Origin of the sequence: uncultured Dysosmobacter sp., assembly GCF_947631165.1 — a bacterium.
Classification (GTDB): Bacteria; Bacillota; Clostridia; order Oscillospirales; family Oscillospiraceae; genus Oscillibacter.
In genome coordinates, this window is the sequence record NZ_CANRKH010000014.1 from 16845 (window position 1) to 35470 (window position 18626).

The window sequence follows — 18626 nt, forward strand, 5'->3', positions numbered from 1 at the left end:
GTATCCCGTCCATTTAATTCATTAGCAGTTTACCATACTAAATTGCAGGTGTAAATACAGAAAACGCCGGAAGTGTGCAGAAGAAGCAAAAGCCTTTTTGTGCATATCGTCCAAAGAAAGACGGGCCGTCATACTTTTGCGGCAGCGGACATAAAGTTGGAACAAGACTATGGAGCGGAAAAAGGACGGGATGCTATGAATACGACCATCTATCAGAATATCGCAACCCGCACAGCGGGGGATATCTACATCGGTGTGGTGGGACCCGTGCGGACCGGCAAATCCACCTTCATCAAGCGGTTCATGGAGACCCAGGTGATCCCCAATATTGAAAATGTCTACCGTAAAGAGCGGGCCAGGGATGAACTGCCTCAGAGCGGCTCCGGCCGCACCATCATGACGGCGGAACCCAAATTTGTGCCGGAGGAGGCGGCTCAGATCCAACTGGAGGGCGGCGCGGCCTTTTCCGTGCGGCTCATCGACTGCGTGGGCTACATGGTGCGGGGCGCCATCGGTCAGTACGAGGACGACGCTCCCCGGATGGTCACTACGCCCTGGTATGACCATGAGATCCCCATGACGGAGGCGGCGGAGATCGGGACCAGAAAGGTCATCGCCGAGCACTCCACCATCGGTATCGTCATCACCACGGACGGCACGGTGGCCGATATTCCCCGGGAGGACTATCTGGAAGCGGAAGAACGGGTCATCCGGGAGCTGCAGGAACTGGGAAAGCCCTTCATCGTGCTGCTGAACTCCGCGGACCCCGAAGGAGACAGGGCCGCCGCCATCAGCCGGGATATCGCTTCTCGGTACGAAGTGAACTGTGTGCCGGTGAACTGCCTGGAGCTGAGCGAGGAGGACGTGGCGGATATTTTGAAGGCGGTCCTCTATGAGTTCCCCATGCAGGAGCTGGATCTGTTCCTGCCGCCCTGGTTTGACGCCCTTCCGGCGGATCACACATTGAAGGCGGGCCTTTATGACGCAGTGCGGCAGAATACGGAGCATCTCCATCACATCCGGGAGGTGGACGGCGTCATCGCCGCTCTGGGCGCCTGTGAGAATATCAGCGAGGCCAGGATCACCAACATCGACCTGGGCACCGGCGTGGCCGCCGCCAGCTTGTGCCTGCCCCGGGAGCTGTTCTATCGCACATTGTCGGAGCAGTCCGGCTTTGAGGTGTCGGATGACGGCGATCTGATGAGCCTGCTGACCAGGCTGGCGGCGGTAAAGGCGGAGTACGACAAGGTGTCTGGCGCGCTGCGGGACGTGCGGGAAACGGGCTACGGCATCGTGGTGCCGGGCATCGACGAGCTGAAGCTGGAGGAACCGGAGATCATGAAGCAGGGCGGCCGGTATGGCGTCCGGCTGAAGGCCAGCGCCCCCAGCATCCACATGATCCGGGCGGATATCGAGACCGCCGTCAGTCCCATCGTAGGCAACGAGAAGCAGTCCGAGGACATGGTGAACTACCTGCTTCAGGAGTTCGAGGGGGACACCAGCAAGATCTGGCAGTCCAACATTTTCGGCCGCAGCTTCCACGAGCTGGTGAACGACGATCTGCAGACCAAGCTGAAGCGGATGCCGGAAGACGCCCGGAAAAAGCTCCAGGAGACCCTGACCCGCATCATCAACGAGGGCAGCGGCGGATTGATCTGTATCATTCTGTAAATCCAAAAGCAGGCAGCGCTGGACTCCGGCGCCGCCTGCTTTTCATGATTTCTCTTTTCATCAGGATTTTCCATCCAGCTCTTCCAGCAGCGGTTTCCGGGCATACCGTGCCAGCCGGATATCGCAGACACCGAAGGTCTTGTAGTTTTCCCGGCCCTGTTCCAGCGTCATCCCGTGATTTTCGTCGCTGGGCTCGTCGGGGGAGGCAGTGAACACATCGTTTTCCCACATGCAGACCGGACAGATGTAAGCCACGGCGTCGGCGGCGGGTACTGGAAAAGTCTTGCAGCCGCAGCAGGGGCAGGGATAACGGCCCGGAACAGGCGTTTCCGACATCTCGCCGGAAGCCCGCACACCCGGTCCGGACAGGACCTTTGGCAGGTATGGGAATTCTTTGCGACGTTCATGCATCGGGGTGTTTTTAGGCATGAAAAGCCCCGTCATGTCCACGCCCTCCAATTTCAGCAGATACCGCTTGACGCTTACGCCCCCAGCGTAGCCCGTCAGGCTGCCACCGCTTCCCACACAGCGGTGGCAGGGGATCAGGATGGAGATGGGATTGTGGCCCACAGCGCCGCCTACCGCCTGGGGCGCGGCAGAGATGCCCTGTTCCCGCAGCTTTTTCGCCAGAGCGCCGTATGTGACAGTTTGGCCCCGAGGGGTCTCCAGCAGCAGCTTCCACACCGCCTGCCGGAAGGCACTGCCTTTGGGAGCCAGGGGCGGCAGGAAGGAGGGGATCTCCCCGGCGAAATACGCCTTCAGCCAGGCGGATGTCTGCCGAAACACCGGCAGATCAGGGGCGTCCTGGGTCTCGCCCTCCAGCGTGGCGGCAAAATACTTCTGGCCCTCCAGCCAGAGGCCCGTGATCCGCGTACCGTCCGAGGCCAGACACAGCGGGCCGACAGGGGAGGGCAGTGTCGTCAGATAGTTCATGGCGTTCGGCTCCTTTTCCAAAATTCGTTTTCCCCATTATATCGGAGCGGACTGAAAGTTTCAACCGACATTTTCCAGCCGGACAGGCAGGGAGAAAAACCGGATACTTGCAAGCGGCGCTAAGTCGTGATACCATAGAGAAAATAAACAACGGGAAAGGGGCCTTGAACATATGCTGCTGGCGATCGATGTGGGAAACTCCAATACCTCTGTGGGCCTGTTCGACAAAGACAAGCATCTGCAATTTCTGGCGTCTCTGGATACGGACAGCCGCAAGACGGCAGATCAGATCAGTGTGGACCTGATGAACCTGTTTGCGCTGTATCACTTTGATTACACCGACGTCACAGGCGCGATCCTGTGCAGTGTGGTGCCGCCGCTGAATTTTATGATGGAAAAAGCCTTGACCCGTCTGCTGGGCAAGCCTCCCATGGTGGTGGGACCCGGCGTCAAAACAGGGCTGAATATCCGGCTGACGGTCCAGACCCAGGTGGGCGCGGATATCGTGGCCGACGCGGTGGCAGCTCTGGAAAAATTCACCCCGCCGATCATTACCATTGACATGGGCACCGCCACCACCATCGGCGTGATCTCTAAGGGGCGGACCTATGAAGGAGGATTGCTGCTGCCGGGCGTCAATGTGTCCCTGGAGGCGCTGAGCCGCCGGGCGGCCCAGCTTCCGGACATCTCTCTTCAGCATCCAAAGAGCCTGATCGGCAAAAATACGGAGGACTGTATGCGCTCCGGCATCGTTTATGGCACCGCCGGGATGCTGGACGGCATTATCGACCGGATCAAAAACGAGTTTCCCGGCCAGGAGGTCAGCGTGGTGGCCACCGGCGGCAACGCTCCGGTAATCGTGAGATATACCCGTAATCCTATCATCTATGATAAGTACCTGCTGATGGAAGGGCTTTGGACCATCTACCAGAAGAACCGCTGAGCATACACACAGAAATAAAGCAGGCGGCTCTATGCAACAGGTCATCCTTTATCCGGCGGTATCGTTCCAGATGATGGCGGTCACACTGCCTCAGCAGCTGCTGGATGTGTACGATACTTGGAGCCGTATAGATGAATACTTTGAAAAGTGGTGGATTTTGTAACCCTTTTGAGATGCTTTGACGCTATTTTTCATCTATACTGAACCCATCAAGTACGAAAAGGAGACTGCCTATGAGCCATTTTTTGAAGAACCTGTTCCTCCCACTGCTGGCGGCGCTCCTGCTGTGTGCCTCTGCGGGCTGTGCCTCCGGCGGACCTGCGCCGGCACGGGAGGACCCTGCCGTGCCGGAGACGACGGCCTTTGACTGCGGCGGTCTGCAGGCCGGTATCCCAACCCAATATCTGGACTTGCTTCTGGTCGAAACAGACTTCCCCGAAGCTGCCGCAAACAGCGGCTGGGTCCCGCTGCTGCACGTCTGCGAAAAGGCCTCTGTGGATGCGGCGGAGGCTGACTGGGGAGACAGCGATGGTATCGGTTTCCTGTTCGGCATTTCCGCTCTGGACCAGGCGGCCCTTGAACGCCATCTCTGCTCTGACGGCAGCGGCGTCAATATCTTTGCAAAAGGCGCGGACCGGTATTACGCCAAGACCTATCCCACAGACGTGCAGTTCTACCGCAGCCAAGGCACCATCGACACAGAGAGCGAGGACTGGAAGCAGTGGGAGACCCTGTGTGCCCTGAGCAGTCAGGTCTGCGACGACTTCATAACCCGCAACGGTCTGATGCCCTATGGCGAGTCGGAGTTCTGGGACGGGGAATTCACCTACGACGGGAACCATGCCTATGTAAACTACTACCCCTATTTCACCTTCGACGGCGACAGGCGCATCTGGGACACGCTGGTCCTTTCCCAACCCGTCCGCCAGGGGGAGGGCGGCATCTGGTGCGTGGAGCGGTACTATGACACCAACGGCAATATCTATCCCTGGTTCCCAGACAGTGGCATGGCCGCGGCGGACTACTATGCGGAGATACAGGCCGCCTGCGACGCGGGCCAGCAGCCGGAACTGCTGACGCCCCAGGGCGCATCCAAGCACTTTGTGGAACAGGAATATGGCCACCGCGAGACCCAGCCGGGGAGTTTCTCCCTGACGGACGGCGTGGACTTCGCCTATATCGAAACCAACCTTCACGCCAGCGACCTGGTCATGGCCCTGTACTTTGACCGGGAGGTGGACGATCTGGAGCTTTTGGACTGCATGGGCGGCTTCACGCCGGACAACTGGGGTGTGCTGGGACGGTTCCACTATGGTTCCGACTGGTGGACGCCCCTCCGGACTGCCCTGGAGCAGGCCGCCGTCGGCCAGGAGCAGGAGACCCGGGACCGGGACATGATGCGGCTGTACCTGTCCTCCCATGGGCAGTTCCAGGAGGCCATCGCCGGATTCCTCCAGGCCCAGCGAAACGACGCCCCGGAGGGCTTTGACACGGTCCTCTCCGAATTTCCCGAGGCGGATCGGGCGCTTCTGGAAGCAGCCCTCTCCCGAAACCCATGACTGCGAAACAAACGGCTCCCCAACATGGGAGCCGTTTGTTTTTTTGCGGCGGGTTTGAAAAAATTTGAAGCTATCGGGAACCTTTCGACAGTTTTTCTGACTAGATCAGTGAAAAGAACAGAAAGGAGCTGGTTCCATGGAGGACAGCCGCATCGTGGACCTGTACTGGCAGCGCAGCGGCGACGCCATCACAGAGACCCACGCTAAATACGGCAATTACTGCTATGCCATCGCACACAACATCCTGGCCAACGGCCAGGATGCGGAGGAGTGCGTCAACGACACCTGGCTGGGGGCGTGGAACGCCATGCCCATTCACCGGCCGGAGAAACTGAAGTTGTTCCTGGGCAAGATCGCCCGGCGGACAGCCCTCGGCCGTTTTCAGGCGGCCCGGGCGGAAAAGCGGGGCGGGGGAGAGCTGCCCCTGGTGCTGGAAGAGCTGGGAGACTGCGTCCCATCCGTTCCCAGCGCCGCCCAGGCGGCGGAGGACCGGGAGCTGGAGCGGGCCCTGAATCGCTTCCTGCACACCCTGCCGGAGCAGGCCTGCGATCTTTTCCTGCGCCGGTACTGGTTCGCGGAGCCGCTGGCGGACATTGCGGCCCGGTATCGCCTGAATCCGAACACCGTCAAAACCAGCCTGTTCCGCAGCCGGGAAAAGCTGAGGAGATACTTGGAAAAGGAGGGGATCACCCTATGAAACAGGAAGAGCGTCTGTTTGCCGCCCTGAACAATGTGGATGACCAGCTGTTGGAGCGCAGCGAGCGGCCCTGGAAGCGCCGGAGCTGGCCTGCTGTCATTGGCGTTCTGGCTGCCTGCGCGGCGGTCTTGGCAGCGGTCTGTCTGCCTCAGCCGGGACGGCAGGATGGCAATAAACCCATTCAAACGCTGTCCTTCACCGGCGGGGAAGTGGGAGACCTGCACCTGTGCAGCATCCAGTACGGTCCCAAGCCCAACGCGAGCTTTGCCATCTATGTGAATGAGAACATTTACACGACCACAGAGAAAGACGGTATTTACACCATCCGTCCCATCGAAGCACTGCCAGAGGGATTTCCCCCCATCGACCTGACCATCTCTCACATGGAGGGCCGCTGGAACAAAGCCGCGGCTATGGAGCAGGTCACGCGGGAGCTGTCAGAGATCTACGCTCAGGTATCGGAGGTAGAGGAAACAGAGTCCACCATCTCCCGCTCTGCCTCTGACGGCACGGATTGGAACGATGCCCAAGTGGACGTTCTCTGTGTGGATGACGGCTACGGCGGCAGCTTTGTCCTCATTGCCCGATATTTCACCGAGGCCGCCGAGGGCCATGGCGTTCGCTTCCGGGACATGATGAACACCTTCACTGTGGTCTATGAGGGCTTCACTACCTCGCCGGCCTGGGTGGGCGAGCTGCAGGCTGCCGTGGAGCGGCTGACAGAGGCCATCTTCTCTGACCGGATGGACAGCGTCTCCGACCTGCTGGCGGAGGACGCGGAGGTGGACGGTTACGGCAGAGACGTCTCAGGAGACATCAGCGTCACCGCTATTGATTACACGCCGGACGATAGCCAGGCTCCTGCTTCCGCTATCGTCTCCGTCAAGCACACCATCAACCTGGAGGACTCCTGCAACTATCTGACCATGGAGCTGACCTACGATGGCAGCCGGTGGCTGCTGGCCTGGGCGGGATTGGAGAAATAAAGGAAAGCGCGCCCGGCACCACCGGGCGCGTTCCTTTTTCTTTCAGCCTCGATATCCATATCGCCGCAGGACCTTGAGCACGCTTCCATTCAAAAAGTCCATGCCGATGCGGTCCATCAGGTGGAGGGACGACGGGTCCCCCTGGCGGACTTCCGCCACGCCATCCTTGGTGGTCACGGTGACCTTGCAGTCCAGGCTGGAAACCATAGCCTCTGCCAGTTGGTTCCATTTGCCCATGGGATAGGTATAGGCAATGGGACGGGTCCCCGTTTTAGTCTCCAGCATGTCCAGCGCTTTGACAGTATCCGCCCCCAAAGCCTCTGTATACGCCTGCCAGCTCTCATTTTTGGCTTTCAGAACGCCGAGACGGCCACCCTCGGCGGTATAGTTGCCATGCATAAAGAAGGTGTGACACTGGAAGGAGACCAGGCCGCTGGCGGCCATCTCCTGGATCTCGTCCCACTTCAGGCCCCAGGAGGAATATTGGATCGCTGCGCCGATAAGGGAGATCTCCGCCTTCATGTCCAGCTTTTTCAGGATCGGAAAGGCGTATGTGTAGTTGGTCCGATAGCCGTCGTCAATGGAGATGACGATGGGCTTTCCCGGAAGGGCCGTGCCCCGCTCCACGTAGTCTACCAGCTGGCTGTAAGACACGGTGTGGAAGCCCGCATCCTTCAACTCCTGCATCTGCCGCTCAAAGATCTCCGGGGTCTTGGAATAGCCCTGGCCCAGGTAGGAGATATCGTGGTACATCAGCACCGGCACCTGGAGAGACGCACCGGCGGCGGGATGGTCCGCTTCCAGCCTTGCCAGCGCCCGGCTGAGGAGTGCCGCAGCCGCCGCCCGGGTCAGACTGCTCTGCGGCCGGAAGCAGTCGTTGTCATAGCCGTTCAGCAGGTCCAGTGCGGCGGCAGTCTCCACATATGGACGGCGGTCCTGGCTGATCTGACCCGCGTCCCTGAAGGAGGGAGGCGCATAGCGGCCCAGCTCCTGGTGGAAGAGGGCGTTGATCAGCAGCTTAGCCGCCAGCTCACGGGAAATGGGCTTGGCGCGGCTGCTGCGGTTGATCTCATCCTCTTCACACCAGCCCTGGTAAAAGGCATAGGCCATGGCCGGATCTGCCCAGTTGTCGCCGCTTTGCAGATTTCGGTCGTCCAGACCCGCCGCCCGGCAGACCATGGACAAAAATGCCTGCTGGCTCACCGGCTCGTTGGGATGGAAATTTCCGCCGCTGCCTTGGATCAATCCACGGGCGGACATATGGCTGATGCTCTCATAGGCCCAGTGGGAGGCAGGTACGTCTCGGAACCCTGCGGCCGCAGCTTTGGGCGTTAAAACAGCATACACCAACAGGCATGTCAGCAGGCTTCCCAGCAGCAGGGCTGTTTTTCTGCTGAGCCGGATTATTGGAATATTCATAAGTGTCTCCTTTTTTACTTTGGTATACAATTGTATACCAATACAATATAACAGGAACTGCGAGTATTTTCAACCCTAAAATGGTTACAGAGTGAAAACAGGATGTAACAGGAACCATCAAACCATGCAGAAACACGTAAAAAAAGAGCGGCTTCTGCCGCTCTTTTTCTGGGATCGCTGTAAATTATTTCACCAAAATCCTTTTCAGCTTGGCGAAGCGGGGGAGAGAATCCACCTTCGGCAGCTTGGGCTCGCCCTGAATCAGGGGCAGGGCATAGTCGATGAAGGGCTTCTCCACGCCGTTGTGGGCGGCGTTGATCCACTCCACAGGAACTTTCTTCTCGGTGTTAGCAACCTCAGTCAGGCCCAGCAGCTTGGTCTTGCAGACGTACTTACCGTCCTCATAGGCCCGCTCAAAGCCCACCATCTTGTCGGTAAGACCGGCCACGGCATTCTCCACGGCGGCCTTGCCGGACATATAGGACTCCTCGATGTCCGTCTCGGAGGCCAGATGCGCACCGCAGCGCTGCAGCAGGCTCAGCTCGATGCCCCGGACCTTGGCGCCGGTCTTCTCCTTGACCACATTGGCCAGCATGGCGGCCAGACCACCCAGTTGGGCGTGGCCGAAGCCATCAGTGGCAGAGGTCTTGGCCTCGGAGACGAAGGAGCCGTCGGCATAGTGGATGCCCTCGGACACGGCCACCATGCAGTTGCCTTTTTCCTTGTAGATGCGCTCCACATCAGCCAGGAAAGCGTCCATGTCAAAGTCCACCTCGGGGAGGTACACCAGATCGGGACCGGCACCGTAAGCGGTGGCCAGGGCGGCGGAAGCGGCCAGCCAGCCGGCGTGGCGGCCCATGATCTCAATGATGCAGACCATGCCGGTGTCATACACACGGGCGTCCTGATAGACCTCCATGCAGCTGGTGGCGATATATTTGGCGGCAGAGGCAAAACCGGGGCAGTGGTCAGTGCCGAACAGGTCGTTGTCGATGGTCTTAGGCACGCCCATCACGCGGCACTCATAGCCCACCTTCTGCATATACTTGGAAATCTTATTGCAGGTATCCATGGAGTCGTTGCCGCCGTTATAGAAGAAGTAGCGGACGTCGTACTTCTTGAAGATCTCCAGGATACGCTTGTAATCGGTGTCGTCCACATCGGGATCCGCCATCTTATAGCGGCAGGAACCCAGCGCGGAAGAGGGGGTGTACTTCAGCAGCTCCAGCTCGGCGGGGTCCTCCTGGCCCATGTCGAACAGGCGGTCGTTCAGAACGCCCTTGATGCCATGCTCCGCGCCTAAAACGCGGGTGATATTCGGGTCCTTCAGCGCGGTGTCGATCACGCCGTACACGCTGGCGTTGATGACGGAAGTGGGGCCGCCGGACTGGCCGACGATGCATGCGCCTTTCAGCTCACTCATAGGAAACATCCTCCTCAAAAATCGGTTTATCTTACGTAGGAAAATCAGTATCCCTATCATATCATTGAAAAAAAGAATTGTAAATACTTGCAATTTATTTTTTCTGTGATATTATCATAGAAGAAAATCGTTTTCGTCCGCTTGTTCTCGCCAATTTGCCAATTTGTTAACGAGCCCTCTGCATGTGGGCGGGGCGGCTGGAGGAAACAAATAAAATTATAGGAGATGATCGTTATGCCACTGGTTACCACTACCGAAATGTTCAAGAAGGCTTATAACGGCGGTTATGCCATCGGCGCCTTCAACGTCAACAACATGGAGATCGTGCAGGGCATCACTGAGGCCGCCAAGGACCTGGAAGCTCCCCTGATCCTGCAGGTGTCCAAGGGCGCCCGCGCCTATGCGAACCACACTTATCTGATGAAGCTGGTGGAGGCCGCCGTTATTGAGACCGGCCTGCCCATCTGCCTGCACCTGGACCACGGCGACAGCTTTGAGACTTGCAAGAGCTGCATCGACGGCGGCTTCACCTCCGTCATGATCGACGCTTCCAGCAAGCCCTTTGCCGAGAACATTGAAATCACCAAGAAGGTTGTGGAGTATGCCCATGACCGCGGCGTGGTGGTCGAGGCTGAGCTGGGTACCCTGGCCGGCGTGGAGGACGAGGTGAAGGTCAAGGCCGAGGATTCCTCCTATACCCGGCCCGAAGAGGTCGAGGAGTTTGTCACCAAGACCGGCTGTGACTCTCTGGCCATCGCCATCGGCACCAGCCACGGCGCCTACAAGTTCACCCCCGCTCAGTGCACCCGCAATGAGAAGGGCATCCTGGTTCCGCCTCCGCTGCGCTTTGACGTGCTGGAGGAGGTCTCTAAGCGCCTTCCTGGCTTCCCCATCGTGCTCCATGGCTCTTCCTCCGTGCCTCAGGAGTTCGTAAAGATCATCAACGAGAACGGCGGCAACATGCCAGATGCGGTAGGCATTCCCGAGGAACAGCTGCGCAAGGCGGCCACCATGTCCGTCTGCAAGATCAACATCGACTCCGACCTGCGTCTGGCCATGACCGCCAGCATCCGCAAGTATATGGCCGAGCATCCCGACCACTTCGATCCCCGCCAGTACCTGAAGCCTGCCCGTCAGGCCATCAAGGACATGGTGGCCCACAAGATCGTGGACGTTCTGGGCTGTGACCACAAGGCTTGATATCCGGCGTTTTCAAACAGGGAGCGTTATCAACGCTCCCTGTTTTCATCTCTCCGGCCCCGCACCGTTTCCGCGAAAAACAGCGGCAAAGGGTGTGGTATCCGAATCAAAGTAAAAAGTGAAGATGACCAGACCTGATGGGCGGTCATCTTCACTTTTTATACGCTCCTCTTCGCTCTTTTCCCATCTCAACCGCCAGTCGGTTGCGTTTTTTCCTGGCCGGCGGTACACTGAAGGCGAGGTGAGAACATGAACAAGGAACAGTTGGGCCGGTTCATCGGCGATGAGCGGAAGGCCCTGGGGCTGACCCAGCGGGAGCTGGCGGAGCGGCTGCACGTCACGGACAAGGCTGTTTCCAAGTGGGAGCGTGCCCTGAGCTACCCGGACGTAACGCTGCTGGAGCCTCTGGCGGCGGCCCTGGATCTGAGGGTGGAGGAATTGATGGCCTGCCGGAGAGATCCGGCGGAGCGAGAGGAGGAGCCTGTGAAGAATTTGCTGACCATTTCCAACGAGAGCCTGCAGGCGGAGCGGCGCCGGGGCTGGGGCCGTCTCGCTGCGGTGCTGTTGCTGCTGCTGGCAGCGGGACTGACCATCCTATACGCGGCTACGTTTCAGACGGTGACGGACACGACAGCGTTCCAGCTAAAGGAAACAGAGGCGGGGAAGACCTATCTCTATCTGGAGGAGCGGGGCAACAAGGACCGCCTGCTGAAGCTGCGGTGCGGCGATGGGGTGGAGCCTGAGGTCATTCCCCTGACCGATGAGGGGGGAGACCAGTACGTCTACCGGCTGACTTACCGCTGGAACCGCTGGACCCGGGAGGGGATGGTGACGTCCTGCGAGCCCTTTGGCATCTCCCTGGGCAGCATGATGAACGCGACCTACGAGGCAGAGTGCGCGCCGCTGTTCGGCCATCCGCAGGTGTTTTACGCCCAGGAGAACTTCTACCCAGACCCCTATGCGGAGGAGTGGGGCAGGGTCTTTCTATGCGATGCCCGGTTTTGGATCGTAAGGAATGGAAATGGTCCAGATACGAGTGCGCCGAACGAGGTGGCGGACGGCGGCACCCCTGCGGAGGCAGTTATGGAGACGATCTTGCTGGTGAAGGACTGCCTCAGCGCCGCCGTCGCAGACGTGGACGGCGACGGGGAGAACGAGGCCGTCATCCGCACCCGCTGGACGGAGAAGCCCTACACCATCTATGATCTGGTAGACGGGGAGATTACGGAGTCCTGGCCGGACACAGTGCCGGAGGAGGTCCGGCAGCTTCTTCGCTGTGAGTGGGAGTAAGCAAAAACCATTGACAATCCGGCGGAGGTCCTGTACAATGAATCCGCGAGGAAAACAGACGGTCGCGTGGACAGGCCGAAAGGCCGTCCATGAGGAAAGTCCGGGCTCCACAGGGCAAGGATAACGGGTAACGCCCGCCGAAGGCGACTTCAGGACAAGTGCAACAGAGAAATACCGCTGGTAAATGGCCGGCTGAGGCCGGTGCCTGCCAGTAAGGGTGGAAAAGTGCGGTAAGAGCGCACTCGATGGCTGGGAACTGTTCATCGCTGTAAACTCTATCCGGAGCAACACCGGTATGGGAGCAGGGGACCTCCCCAAGGCTGGCCCGGCCGCTCCCGGGGTGGCTTGAGCGTACCGGCAACGGTACGCCTAGATAGATGACCGTCCAATACAGAACCCGGCTTATAGTTTTGCTCGCATTTTAGGATACGGCCCCGGTCTCGGAATACGAGACCGGGGCTTTTCTCTTATGCGGGGCAGTGCCTCCAATCGAGGGCTGTTCCTGCGCTTATCCAGAGATGGGCGGCTTTGTCCCGCTGGGCACGCCGTGGGAAAATACTGCCGGCCGTCTTTGGCATAGCCGTCTCCCAGGATCGTGAAGTCCCGGACATTGGTTTTCAGCAGCTGATTTCGCCAGAAGACGTGCCGGTCATCCCGGGCGTATCCATCCTTTAGCACGGCAAAGGAATCGGGAAGCGCCTGTTTGACGATCGCCTGGGAATAGTAGACATGTGCGTCATCCTTTGCGTATCCGCTGGGCAGAAGGGAAAACGCAGAGGGATTCTTGCATCCTCGCAGCCGGACGGCGTAGCAGGTGTCTGTGGAGCAAGTGAAGAAATACACAAATTCCGCATCTCTGCCATAGCCTTCCGGGCCAAATTTCCCGAGCCCGTCATCCAGCACCTCAAAGGTCTCCGGATGTGCGACCTTGGCATCTCCGTAGGGGGTGTAAATGACTTGATGGTTCCCGATGTAGGCCGGATTGAAGCAATGAAAGCCCTCAGGCGAGATCCCGCGCAGCAGCACGCCCCTTCGGTATACGCGCCGGTGATCCTTGATGAAATCGTGGCTCAGCACTTCCATTGTCTTGGGGTCAATGTTTACCTTTCGAAAGATCTTTTCATATGACTGCTGCTGCGGCATGTAGGCGATCTCGCCGTCGCACATGCGGTAGCCTGATGGCTTCCCTGTGCCGTCCTTCAGAATACTGGCAAAGCCCATGACTGCGCCTCCCTGTGTTGACCTGTAATGACTTTACTATATCATCTTTGCCAGCCCGTTTCAACACAGGAAAACCGCCGGCGGACAAGTGCGGAAAAGAAGCCGTATGGGTAAGCGGTTGCCTTTTGTCCACAGATAGTATATGATATTATAGTTAATTCAGCGAAATCGTTTGCGACTTTTTCAACTGGGCTGTGCCCGCTGTTTGAAAAGCATATCGTTATTGACTATGAAATCCAAATCAATGCACAGATCACAAGTATCACAGAGAGAAAATCAGCAGGAGGAACGGGTATGATTCGGAGAGCGCAGGCCGGGGACGTGGGCCAGATCAGCCAGATCTATGATGAACTCCACACGGAAGAGGAAGCTGGACGGGCCGTCATCGGCTGGATCCGCGGCGTGTATCCAACCCAAAAGACGGCAGAGGATGCCATCCGCCTGGGCCATATGTTCGTAGCAGAGGAGAATGGACGGATCGTAGCCGCCGCCAAGCTGAACCAGATCCAGGAGCCAGCCTATGCCCTGGTATCGTGGCACTATGACGCACCAGCGGATCAGGTGATGGTGCTTCATACTTTAGTAGTTTCGCCCGGGGCAGGGAGCAGGGGATATGGCACAAAATTCGTATCCTTTTATGAACAGTATGCTCTGGCCCATGGCTGCCGGTATCTCAGAATGGACACCAACGCCAAAAATCTCCGGGCACGGACACTGTACAAGCGTCTGGGCTACATGGAGGCAGGCATCGTACCCACGGTGTTCAATGGTATTCAGGACGTCCGGCTGGTGTGCCTGGAGAAGAGATTAAAGGGTGAAGAGTGAAGATAAAAGTTCTTCTGAACGCAGTATCTCCGATCTTCAATCTCTCACAGCTGTGTTGTTTTTTTTCCGCCTCTGCGGTATAATGACTTTGTACGAGACCATCCGTCTTGGGGCGGAGGACGAAGGAGCGAGGACCCATGACATTTGAGGAATATCTGACTTCTCTACAGGGGAAGACTGTGGCTGTTATCGGCATCGGCGTCAGCAATCAGCCGCTGATCCAGCTGCTGCTGTCCCGTGGTATAGCTGTCACCGCCTGCGACAGGAAGAGCCGGGAGGCATTGGGGATCGTTGGCGATCAACTGGAAGCTGCGGGGTGCCGCCTTCAGTTAGGACAAAACTATTTACAGGGTTTGAACCAAGATGTGATCTTCCGTACTCCTGGAATGCGCCCAGATCTGCCGGAACTGCGAGATGCCGTGGAGCGGGGCAGTGTTTTGACTTCTGAGATGGAGGTGTTCTTTGCCGTCTGTCCCTGCATGAAGATCGGCGTTACCGGCAGCGACGGTAAGACCACTACCACCACCATCATTGCAGAGCTTTTGAAGCGGGCGGGACGGACCGTCCACCTGGGCGGCAACATCGGGCATCCGCTGCTGGCAGAAACCGGAGATATGCGGCCAGATGATATTGCTGTGCTGGAACTGTCCAGTTTCCAGCTGATGACAATGACCCATAGTCCTCATATCGCCGTTTTGACCAATCTGGCTCCCAACCATTTGGACGTCCACAAGGATTTTGCGGAGTATATTTCCGCAAAGGAAAATATCTTTACACATCAAGCAGCAGAGGATATTGCCGTATTTAACGCCGATAATATTTACACGGCTGAAGAAGCGGAGCGGGCCGTCGGCCGCACCCGATTATTCTCTCGTAAACAGGAACTGGAGGATGGCGTGTTCCTGCGGGGAGATGCTGTGATCGCCCGCCGGGACAGCCTGGAGCGGGAGATCATGAAAACCACCGATATCAAACTTCCCGGCGTTCACAATATTGAGAACTATATGGCGGCCATCGCCGCTGTGGATGGTCTGGTGCCTGATGCTATCATTCGGGAGTTTGCCCGGGAATTCGGCGGTGTGGAGCACCGCATTGAGCTGATCCGGACCCGGCGGGGCGTTCGGTGGTACAATGACTCTATCGCCTCCAGCCCCAGCCGTACCATCGCGGGACTGAATTCCTTTGACCGGAAGGTGATCCTGATCGCCGGCGGCAAGGATAAGGGCATTTCATACGAGGCGCTTGGCCCGGTGGTCAACGAGCATGTAAAGCTGCTGATCCTCTGCGGCGCTACCGCCGGCGTGATCCGCCGGTCCACAGAGCAGGCCTCTAATTATAATGGTCTTGAAATTGTGGATGTCGCGGATTATCACCAGGCTGTGGCTTTGGCTGACAGCCGCGCGGAGGATGGGGATGTGGTGATTCTGTCTCCCGCCAGCACCTCCTTTGACCGCTTCGCCAACTTCATGGAGCGGGGACGCGTGTTCAAGGAGATCGTCAACGCTCTTCCAGACGGATAAAACAAATGTAATGATCCTCTATTTCCGCATGGTCCATCCCTATTTCCGCATAGGATACCGGCAGGAGGGATGCGCTGTGTGGAGAGGCTTTTACTATTACCGCCGCTCGCTGGACCGCCGGGCCGTTCTGCGGATGCTGATCCTGGCGCTGCTCACACTTCTGCTGGCCCTGGCGCTGACCGCCACTGCCCGTATGAAACCGCTGCTGGAAAGTCTGGCGACTACCCGAGTCAGCAATGCCGTCACCCGCATCGTCACAGAAGCGGTGGATGAGACGATACAGTCCGGCGGCTTTCGTTATCAGGACCTGACTACGCTGGAAAAGGACAGCGAGGGCCGGGTCACCGCTCTGTACAGCAATATGGCGGCTTTCAACCGCCTGCAATCCGATATCCTGGATGTGGTCCTGCTTCGCATCGACCAAGTTTCTGCCAGGGAGCTGGGGATCCCGATCGGGACTCTTACCGGCTCGGCGCTGCTGGCTGGCCGTGGACCCCGGATCTCCGTGCGGATGGAGTCGGTGGGTTCTTCTACCGCTTGGTTTGAAAATCAGTTCGTCTCTGCCGGCATCAATCAGACCCGGCACAACATTGTGCTGAATATTGATGTGTACGTCAGCATCCTGCTTCCGGGCTTCACCACCGCCACCAAGGTCTCCAACAGCTTCACCGTGGCGGAAACAGTGATCGTAGGCAGCGTGCCGGACACCTATACCTATTTCAGCACCACACCGGATGTTCTGGATGAGGATGCCAGGGACTATATCTTAAATAAATAAGGATTAGGAATGTGGAATTATGTGTCCGGTAAAGCCGGACACATGAAATCATTCCGCCTTTGGCGGAATACAGCAATTCCTAATTTCTCATTCCTAATTTTCAGGGAGGCATAAAATGGATTACCGCGAGAGGATACAGGAGCTTCGCAGCATCCTGAATGAAAATGGCTACCGCTACTATGTGCTGGACGCCCCTACTATGAGCGACCGGGAATATGACCTGCTGAACCGGGAGCTGGAGGAGCTGGAGGCTCAGCATCCGGAGGAGGTCACGCCGGATTCACCGACCCAGCGTATCGGAGGCAAGATACTGGATGGCTTTGCCACCTATACCCACGAGGTCCCGCTGGAGAGTCTGCAGGATGTGTTCAACGCCAACGAGGTGGCGGAGTTCTGCGAGCGGATGAACGGAACATTGGGCAGTCCAGTGGAATACTCTGTGGAGCCGAAGGTAGACGGCCTGTCTGTAGCGTTGGAATATCGAAACGGCGTGTTCGTCCGGGGCGCGACCCGGGGCGACGGCCGGGTCGGGGAGGACGTGACAGAGAACCTCAAGACCATTCGCTCCATTCCTATGACGCTGCCGGATAAGCTGCCGCGGCTCATTGTGCGGGGAGAGGTCTATATGGCCCGGGATGTGTTCGAAGAGATCAACGCCATGCGGGAATTACAGGGAAAACCGCTGATGGCCAATCCCCGTAACGCCGCTGCCGGATCTCTGCGGCAGCTGGATCCCAAGATCTGTGCGGAACGGAAACTGGATATTCAGGTGTTCAATCTGCAATCAGCGGAGGGACGGGAATTCCTCTCCCATTCTGAGACGCTGGATTATCTCGCCTCTCAGCGGTTCAAGGTGATCCCCCACAAGACGCTGGCTGGTACCACCGCGGTACAGGCGGAGATCGACCGCATCAATGATGAACGAATGGAATATCCTTTTGATATTGATGGCGCTGTTGTAAAAGTAAACTCCTTGTCAGACCGTGAAATTCTTGGCTCTACCGCAAAATTTCCCAAATGGGCGGTGGCGTTCAAGTATCCGCCGGAGAAGAAGCCCGCAACCGTGCTGGACATTGTGGTCCAGGTGGGCCGCACCGGTGTGCTGACCCCTAAAGCGGTGCTGACCCCCGTGCGGCTGGCAGGCACCACTGTTACAAATGCTACGCTTCACAACCAGGATTTTATCGTGGAAAAGGACATCCGGATCGGCGATACCGTCATCGTCCAGAAGGCGGGGGAGATCATTCCGGAGATCGTGGAGGTGGTCCTGGACAAACGGCCCGACACTGCAAAGCCATATACTCTGCCGGAGGTCTGTCCCGTCTGCGGCGCGCCTGTCCGGCGGGATGAGGATGGTGCGGCCCTGCGCTGCACCGGTGCGGAATGTCCCGCCCAGCTCTTGCGGAACATCACCCACTTTGCCAGCCGGGACGCCATGGATATTGAGGGCCTTGGTCCCGCTGTGGTGCAGCAGCTGGTGGAAAACAAATTGATCGGCAACGCGGCGGATCTTTACAGCATCCACGCCAAAAATGTTGCCGCCCTGGACCGCATGGGCGCCAAGTCGGCGGAAAACCTGATCCGTGCCATCGAGAAGTCCAAGGCCAACGACCTCTCCAAGCTGATCTATGGTCTGGGCATCCGCCAGGTAGGGGAGAAGGCCGCCAAGGTCCTCGCGGCCCATTTCGGAACCTTTGACGCGCTGGCCGCCGCCACAGTGGACGAGCTGACCGCGATCAACGACGTAGGGGCTGTTACCGCCCAGTGCATCGTGGACTACCTGTCCGCCTCCCAGTCACAGGACCTGATCCGCCGCCTGAAGGAGGCCGGGGTGAATATGGAGAGCACCGCCGTGCCGGTGGACCAGCGTTTTGCTGGGATGACCTTTGTTCTCACCGGCGAGTTGACCGCCTATTCCCGCAAGGAAGCAGGCGCCAAACTGGAGTCTCTGGGCGCCAAGGTCTCCGGTTCCGTATCGAAAAAGACCAGCTGTGTAGTGGCGGGCGAGGCTGCCGGGTCCAAGCTGCGGAAGGCCCAGGAGCTGGGCGTGCCGGTCATCGACGAGACGCAGTTCCTGGTGCTGATCGGCGAGGCTGAGGGAGATGCCGGAGCTGTGGAGACACTGTTCAAAAAACCAACTGCTTAAACGCCAAAACGCCTG

15 protein-coding genes, 1 other RNA gene and 1 pseudogene are annotated in these 18626 nt (G+C 58.2%); 13 read left to right on the top strand and 4 right to left on the bottom strand.

Annotated elements, in window-relative coordinates; genetic code table 11:
* Window positions 1–195: 195 nt before the first annotated feature.
* Window positions 196–1671, top strand: a complete 1476-nt coding sequence (gene spoIVA / locus Q0Z69_RS08490; RefSeq protein WP_298032059.1) for a stage IV sporulation protein A — start codon at window positions 196–198, stop codon at window positions 1669–1671.
* Between the two features lie 60 nt (window positions 1672–1731).
* Here spoIVA and Q0Z69_RS16875 read toward each other — a convergent pair whose 3' ends face one another.
* The gene (locus Q0Z69_RS16875) at window positions 1732–2604 is read right to left on the bottom strand and encodes a methylated-DNA--[protein]-cysteine S-methyltransferase (RefSeq protein WP_367272273.1); all 873 of its coding nucleotides are present in this window, start codon (window positions 2602–2604) and stop codon (window positions 1732–1734) included.
* A gap of 172 nt (window positions 2605–2776) precedes the next feature.
* Between Q0Z69_RS16875 and Q0Z69_RS08505 the strand changes: the two genes are divergently transcribed.
* The 5 genes from Q0Z69_RS08505 to Q0Z69_RS08525 all read left to right on the top strand — a co-directional run bounded on the left by Q0Z69_RS08505 (window position 2777) and on the right by Q0Z69_RS08525 (window position 6789).
* Entirely contained in the window at window positions 2777–3547 is a 771-nt protein-coding gene (locus tag Q0Z69_RS08505) for a type III pantothenate kinase (protein WP_298032061.1), read from the top strand.
* Between the two features lie 31 nt (window positions 3548–3578).
* Window positions 3579–3710: a hypothetical protein gene (locus tag Q0Z69_RS08510; RefSeq protein WP_298032063.1), complete on the top strand. Its 132-nt coding sequence runs from the start codon at window positions 3579–3581 to the stop codon at window positions 3708–3710.
* A 70-nt stretch (window positions 3711–3780) separates the two neighbouring features.
* Window positions 3781–5106, top strand: a complete 1326-nt coding sequence (locus Q0Z69_RS08515; RefSeq protein WP_298032065.1) for a hypothetical protein — start codon at window positions 3781–3783, stop codon at window positions 5104–5106.
* A gap of 136 nt (window positions 5107–5242) precedes the next feature.
* Window positions 5243–5803 (top strand): RNA polymerase sigma factor, encoded by a 561-nt coding sequence (locus Q0Z69_RS08520; RefSeq protein WP_298032067.1) that lies wholly within the window; start codon window positions 5243–5245, stop codon window positions 5801–5803.
* A complete protein-coding gene (locus Q0Z69_RS08525) occupies window positions 5800–6789 on the top strand; it encodes a hypothetical protein (protein ID WP_298032070.1) in 990 nt (329 codons plus the stop codon). The genes Q0Z69_RS08520 and Q0Z69_RS08525 overlap by 4 nt, the downstream gene beginning before the upstream one ends.
* 42 nt (window positions 6790–6831) lie before the next feature.
* Here Q0Z69_RS08525 and Q0Z69_RS08530 read toward each other — a convergent pair whose 3' ends face one another.
* Window positions 6832–8208: an S-layer homology domain-containing protein gene (locus Q0Z69_RS08530; protein WP_298032072.1), complete on the bottom strand. Its 1377-nt coding sequence runs from the start codon at window positions 8206–8208 to the stop codon at window positions 6832–6834.
* A 184-nt stretch (window positions 8209–8392) separates the two neighbouring features.
* Complete coding sequence (locus Q0Z69_RS08535) at window positions 8393–9631, bottom strand: 6-phosphofructokinase (protein WP_298032075.1); 1239 nt, start codon at window positions 9629–9631, stop codon at window positions 8393–8395.
* 234 nt (window positions 9632–9865) lie between these two features.
* Between Q0Z69_RS08535 and fba the strand changes: the two genes are divergently transcribed.
* The 3 genes from fba to rnpB all read left to right on the top strand — a co-directional run bounded on the left by fba (window position 9866) and on the right by rnpB (window position 12542).
* Window positions 9866–10831, top strand: coding sequence for a class II fructose-1,6-bisphosphate aldolase (gene fba, locus Q0Z69_RS08540; RefSeq protein WP_298032078.1), 966 nt, complete (start codon window positions 9866–9868; stop codon window positions 10829–10831).
* Window positions 10832–11080: 249 nt separating this feature from the next.
* Complete coding sequence (locus tag Q0Z69_RS08545) at window positions 11081–12121, top strand: helix-turn-helix domain-containing protein (protein ID WP_298032081.1); 1041 nt, start codon at window positions 11081–11083, stop codon at window positions 12119–12121.
* A 46-nt stretch (window positions 12122–12167) separates the two neighbouring features.
* Window positions 12168–12542, top strand: an RNA gene (gene rnpB, locus Q0Z69_RS08550) — RNase P RNA component class A.
* Between the two features lie 266 nt (window positions 12543–12808).
* Here rnpB and Q0Z69_RS16880 read toward each other — a convergent pair.
* A pseudogene (locus Q0Z69_RS16880) lies at window positions 12809–13342 on the bottom strand (DKNYY domain-containing protein); the annotation flags it as partial.
* Window positions 13343–13636: 294 nt separating this feature from the next.
* Between Q0Z69_RS16880 and Q0Z69_RS08560 the strand changes: the two are divergent.
* The 4 genes from Q0Z69_RS08560 to ligA all read left to right on the top strand — a co-directional run bounded on the left by Q0Z69_RS08560 (window position 13637) and on the right by ligA (window position 18611).
* A complete protein-coding gene (locus Q0Z69_RS08560; protein WP_298032083.1) occupies window positions 13637–14167 on the top strand; it encodes a GNAT family N-acetyltransferase in 531 nt (176 codons plus the stop codon).
* A gap of 137 nt (window positions 14168–14304) precedes the next feature.
* Window positions 14305–15687 (top strand): UDP-N-acetylmuramoyl-L-alanine--D-glutamate ligase, encoded by a 1383-nt coding sequence (gene murD, locus Q0Z69_RS08565; protein ID WP_298032084.1) that lies wholly within the window; start codon window positions 14305–14307, stop codon window positions 15685–15687.
* A gap of 76 nt (window positions 15688–15763) precedes the next feature.
* Window positions 15764–16465 carry a sporulation protein YunB gene (gene yunB / locus Q0Z69_RS08570; RefSeq protein ID WP_298032087.1) on the top strand — a complete coding sequence of 234 codons (702 nt, stop codon included), beginning with the start codon at window positions 15764–15766 and terminating at the stop codon, window positions 16463–16465.
* A 115-nt stretch (window positions 16466–16580) separates the two neighbouring features.
* A complete protein-coding gene (gene ligA / locus Q0Z69_RS08575; RefSeq protein ID WP_298032089.1) occupies window positions 16581–18611 on the top strand; it encodes an NAD-dependent DNA ligase LigA in 2031 nt (676 codons plus the stop codon).
* The last annotated feature ends 15 nt before the right edge of the window (window positions 18612–18626 follow it).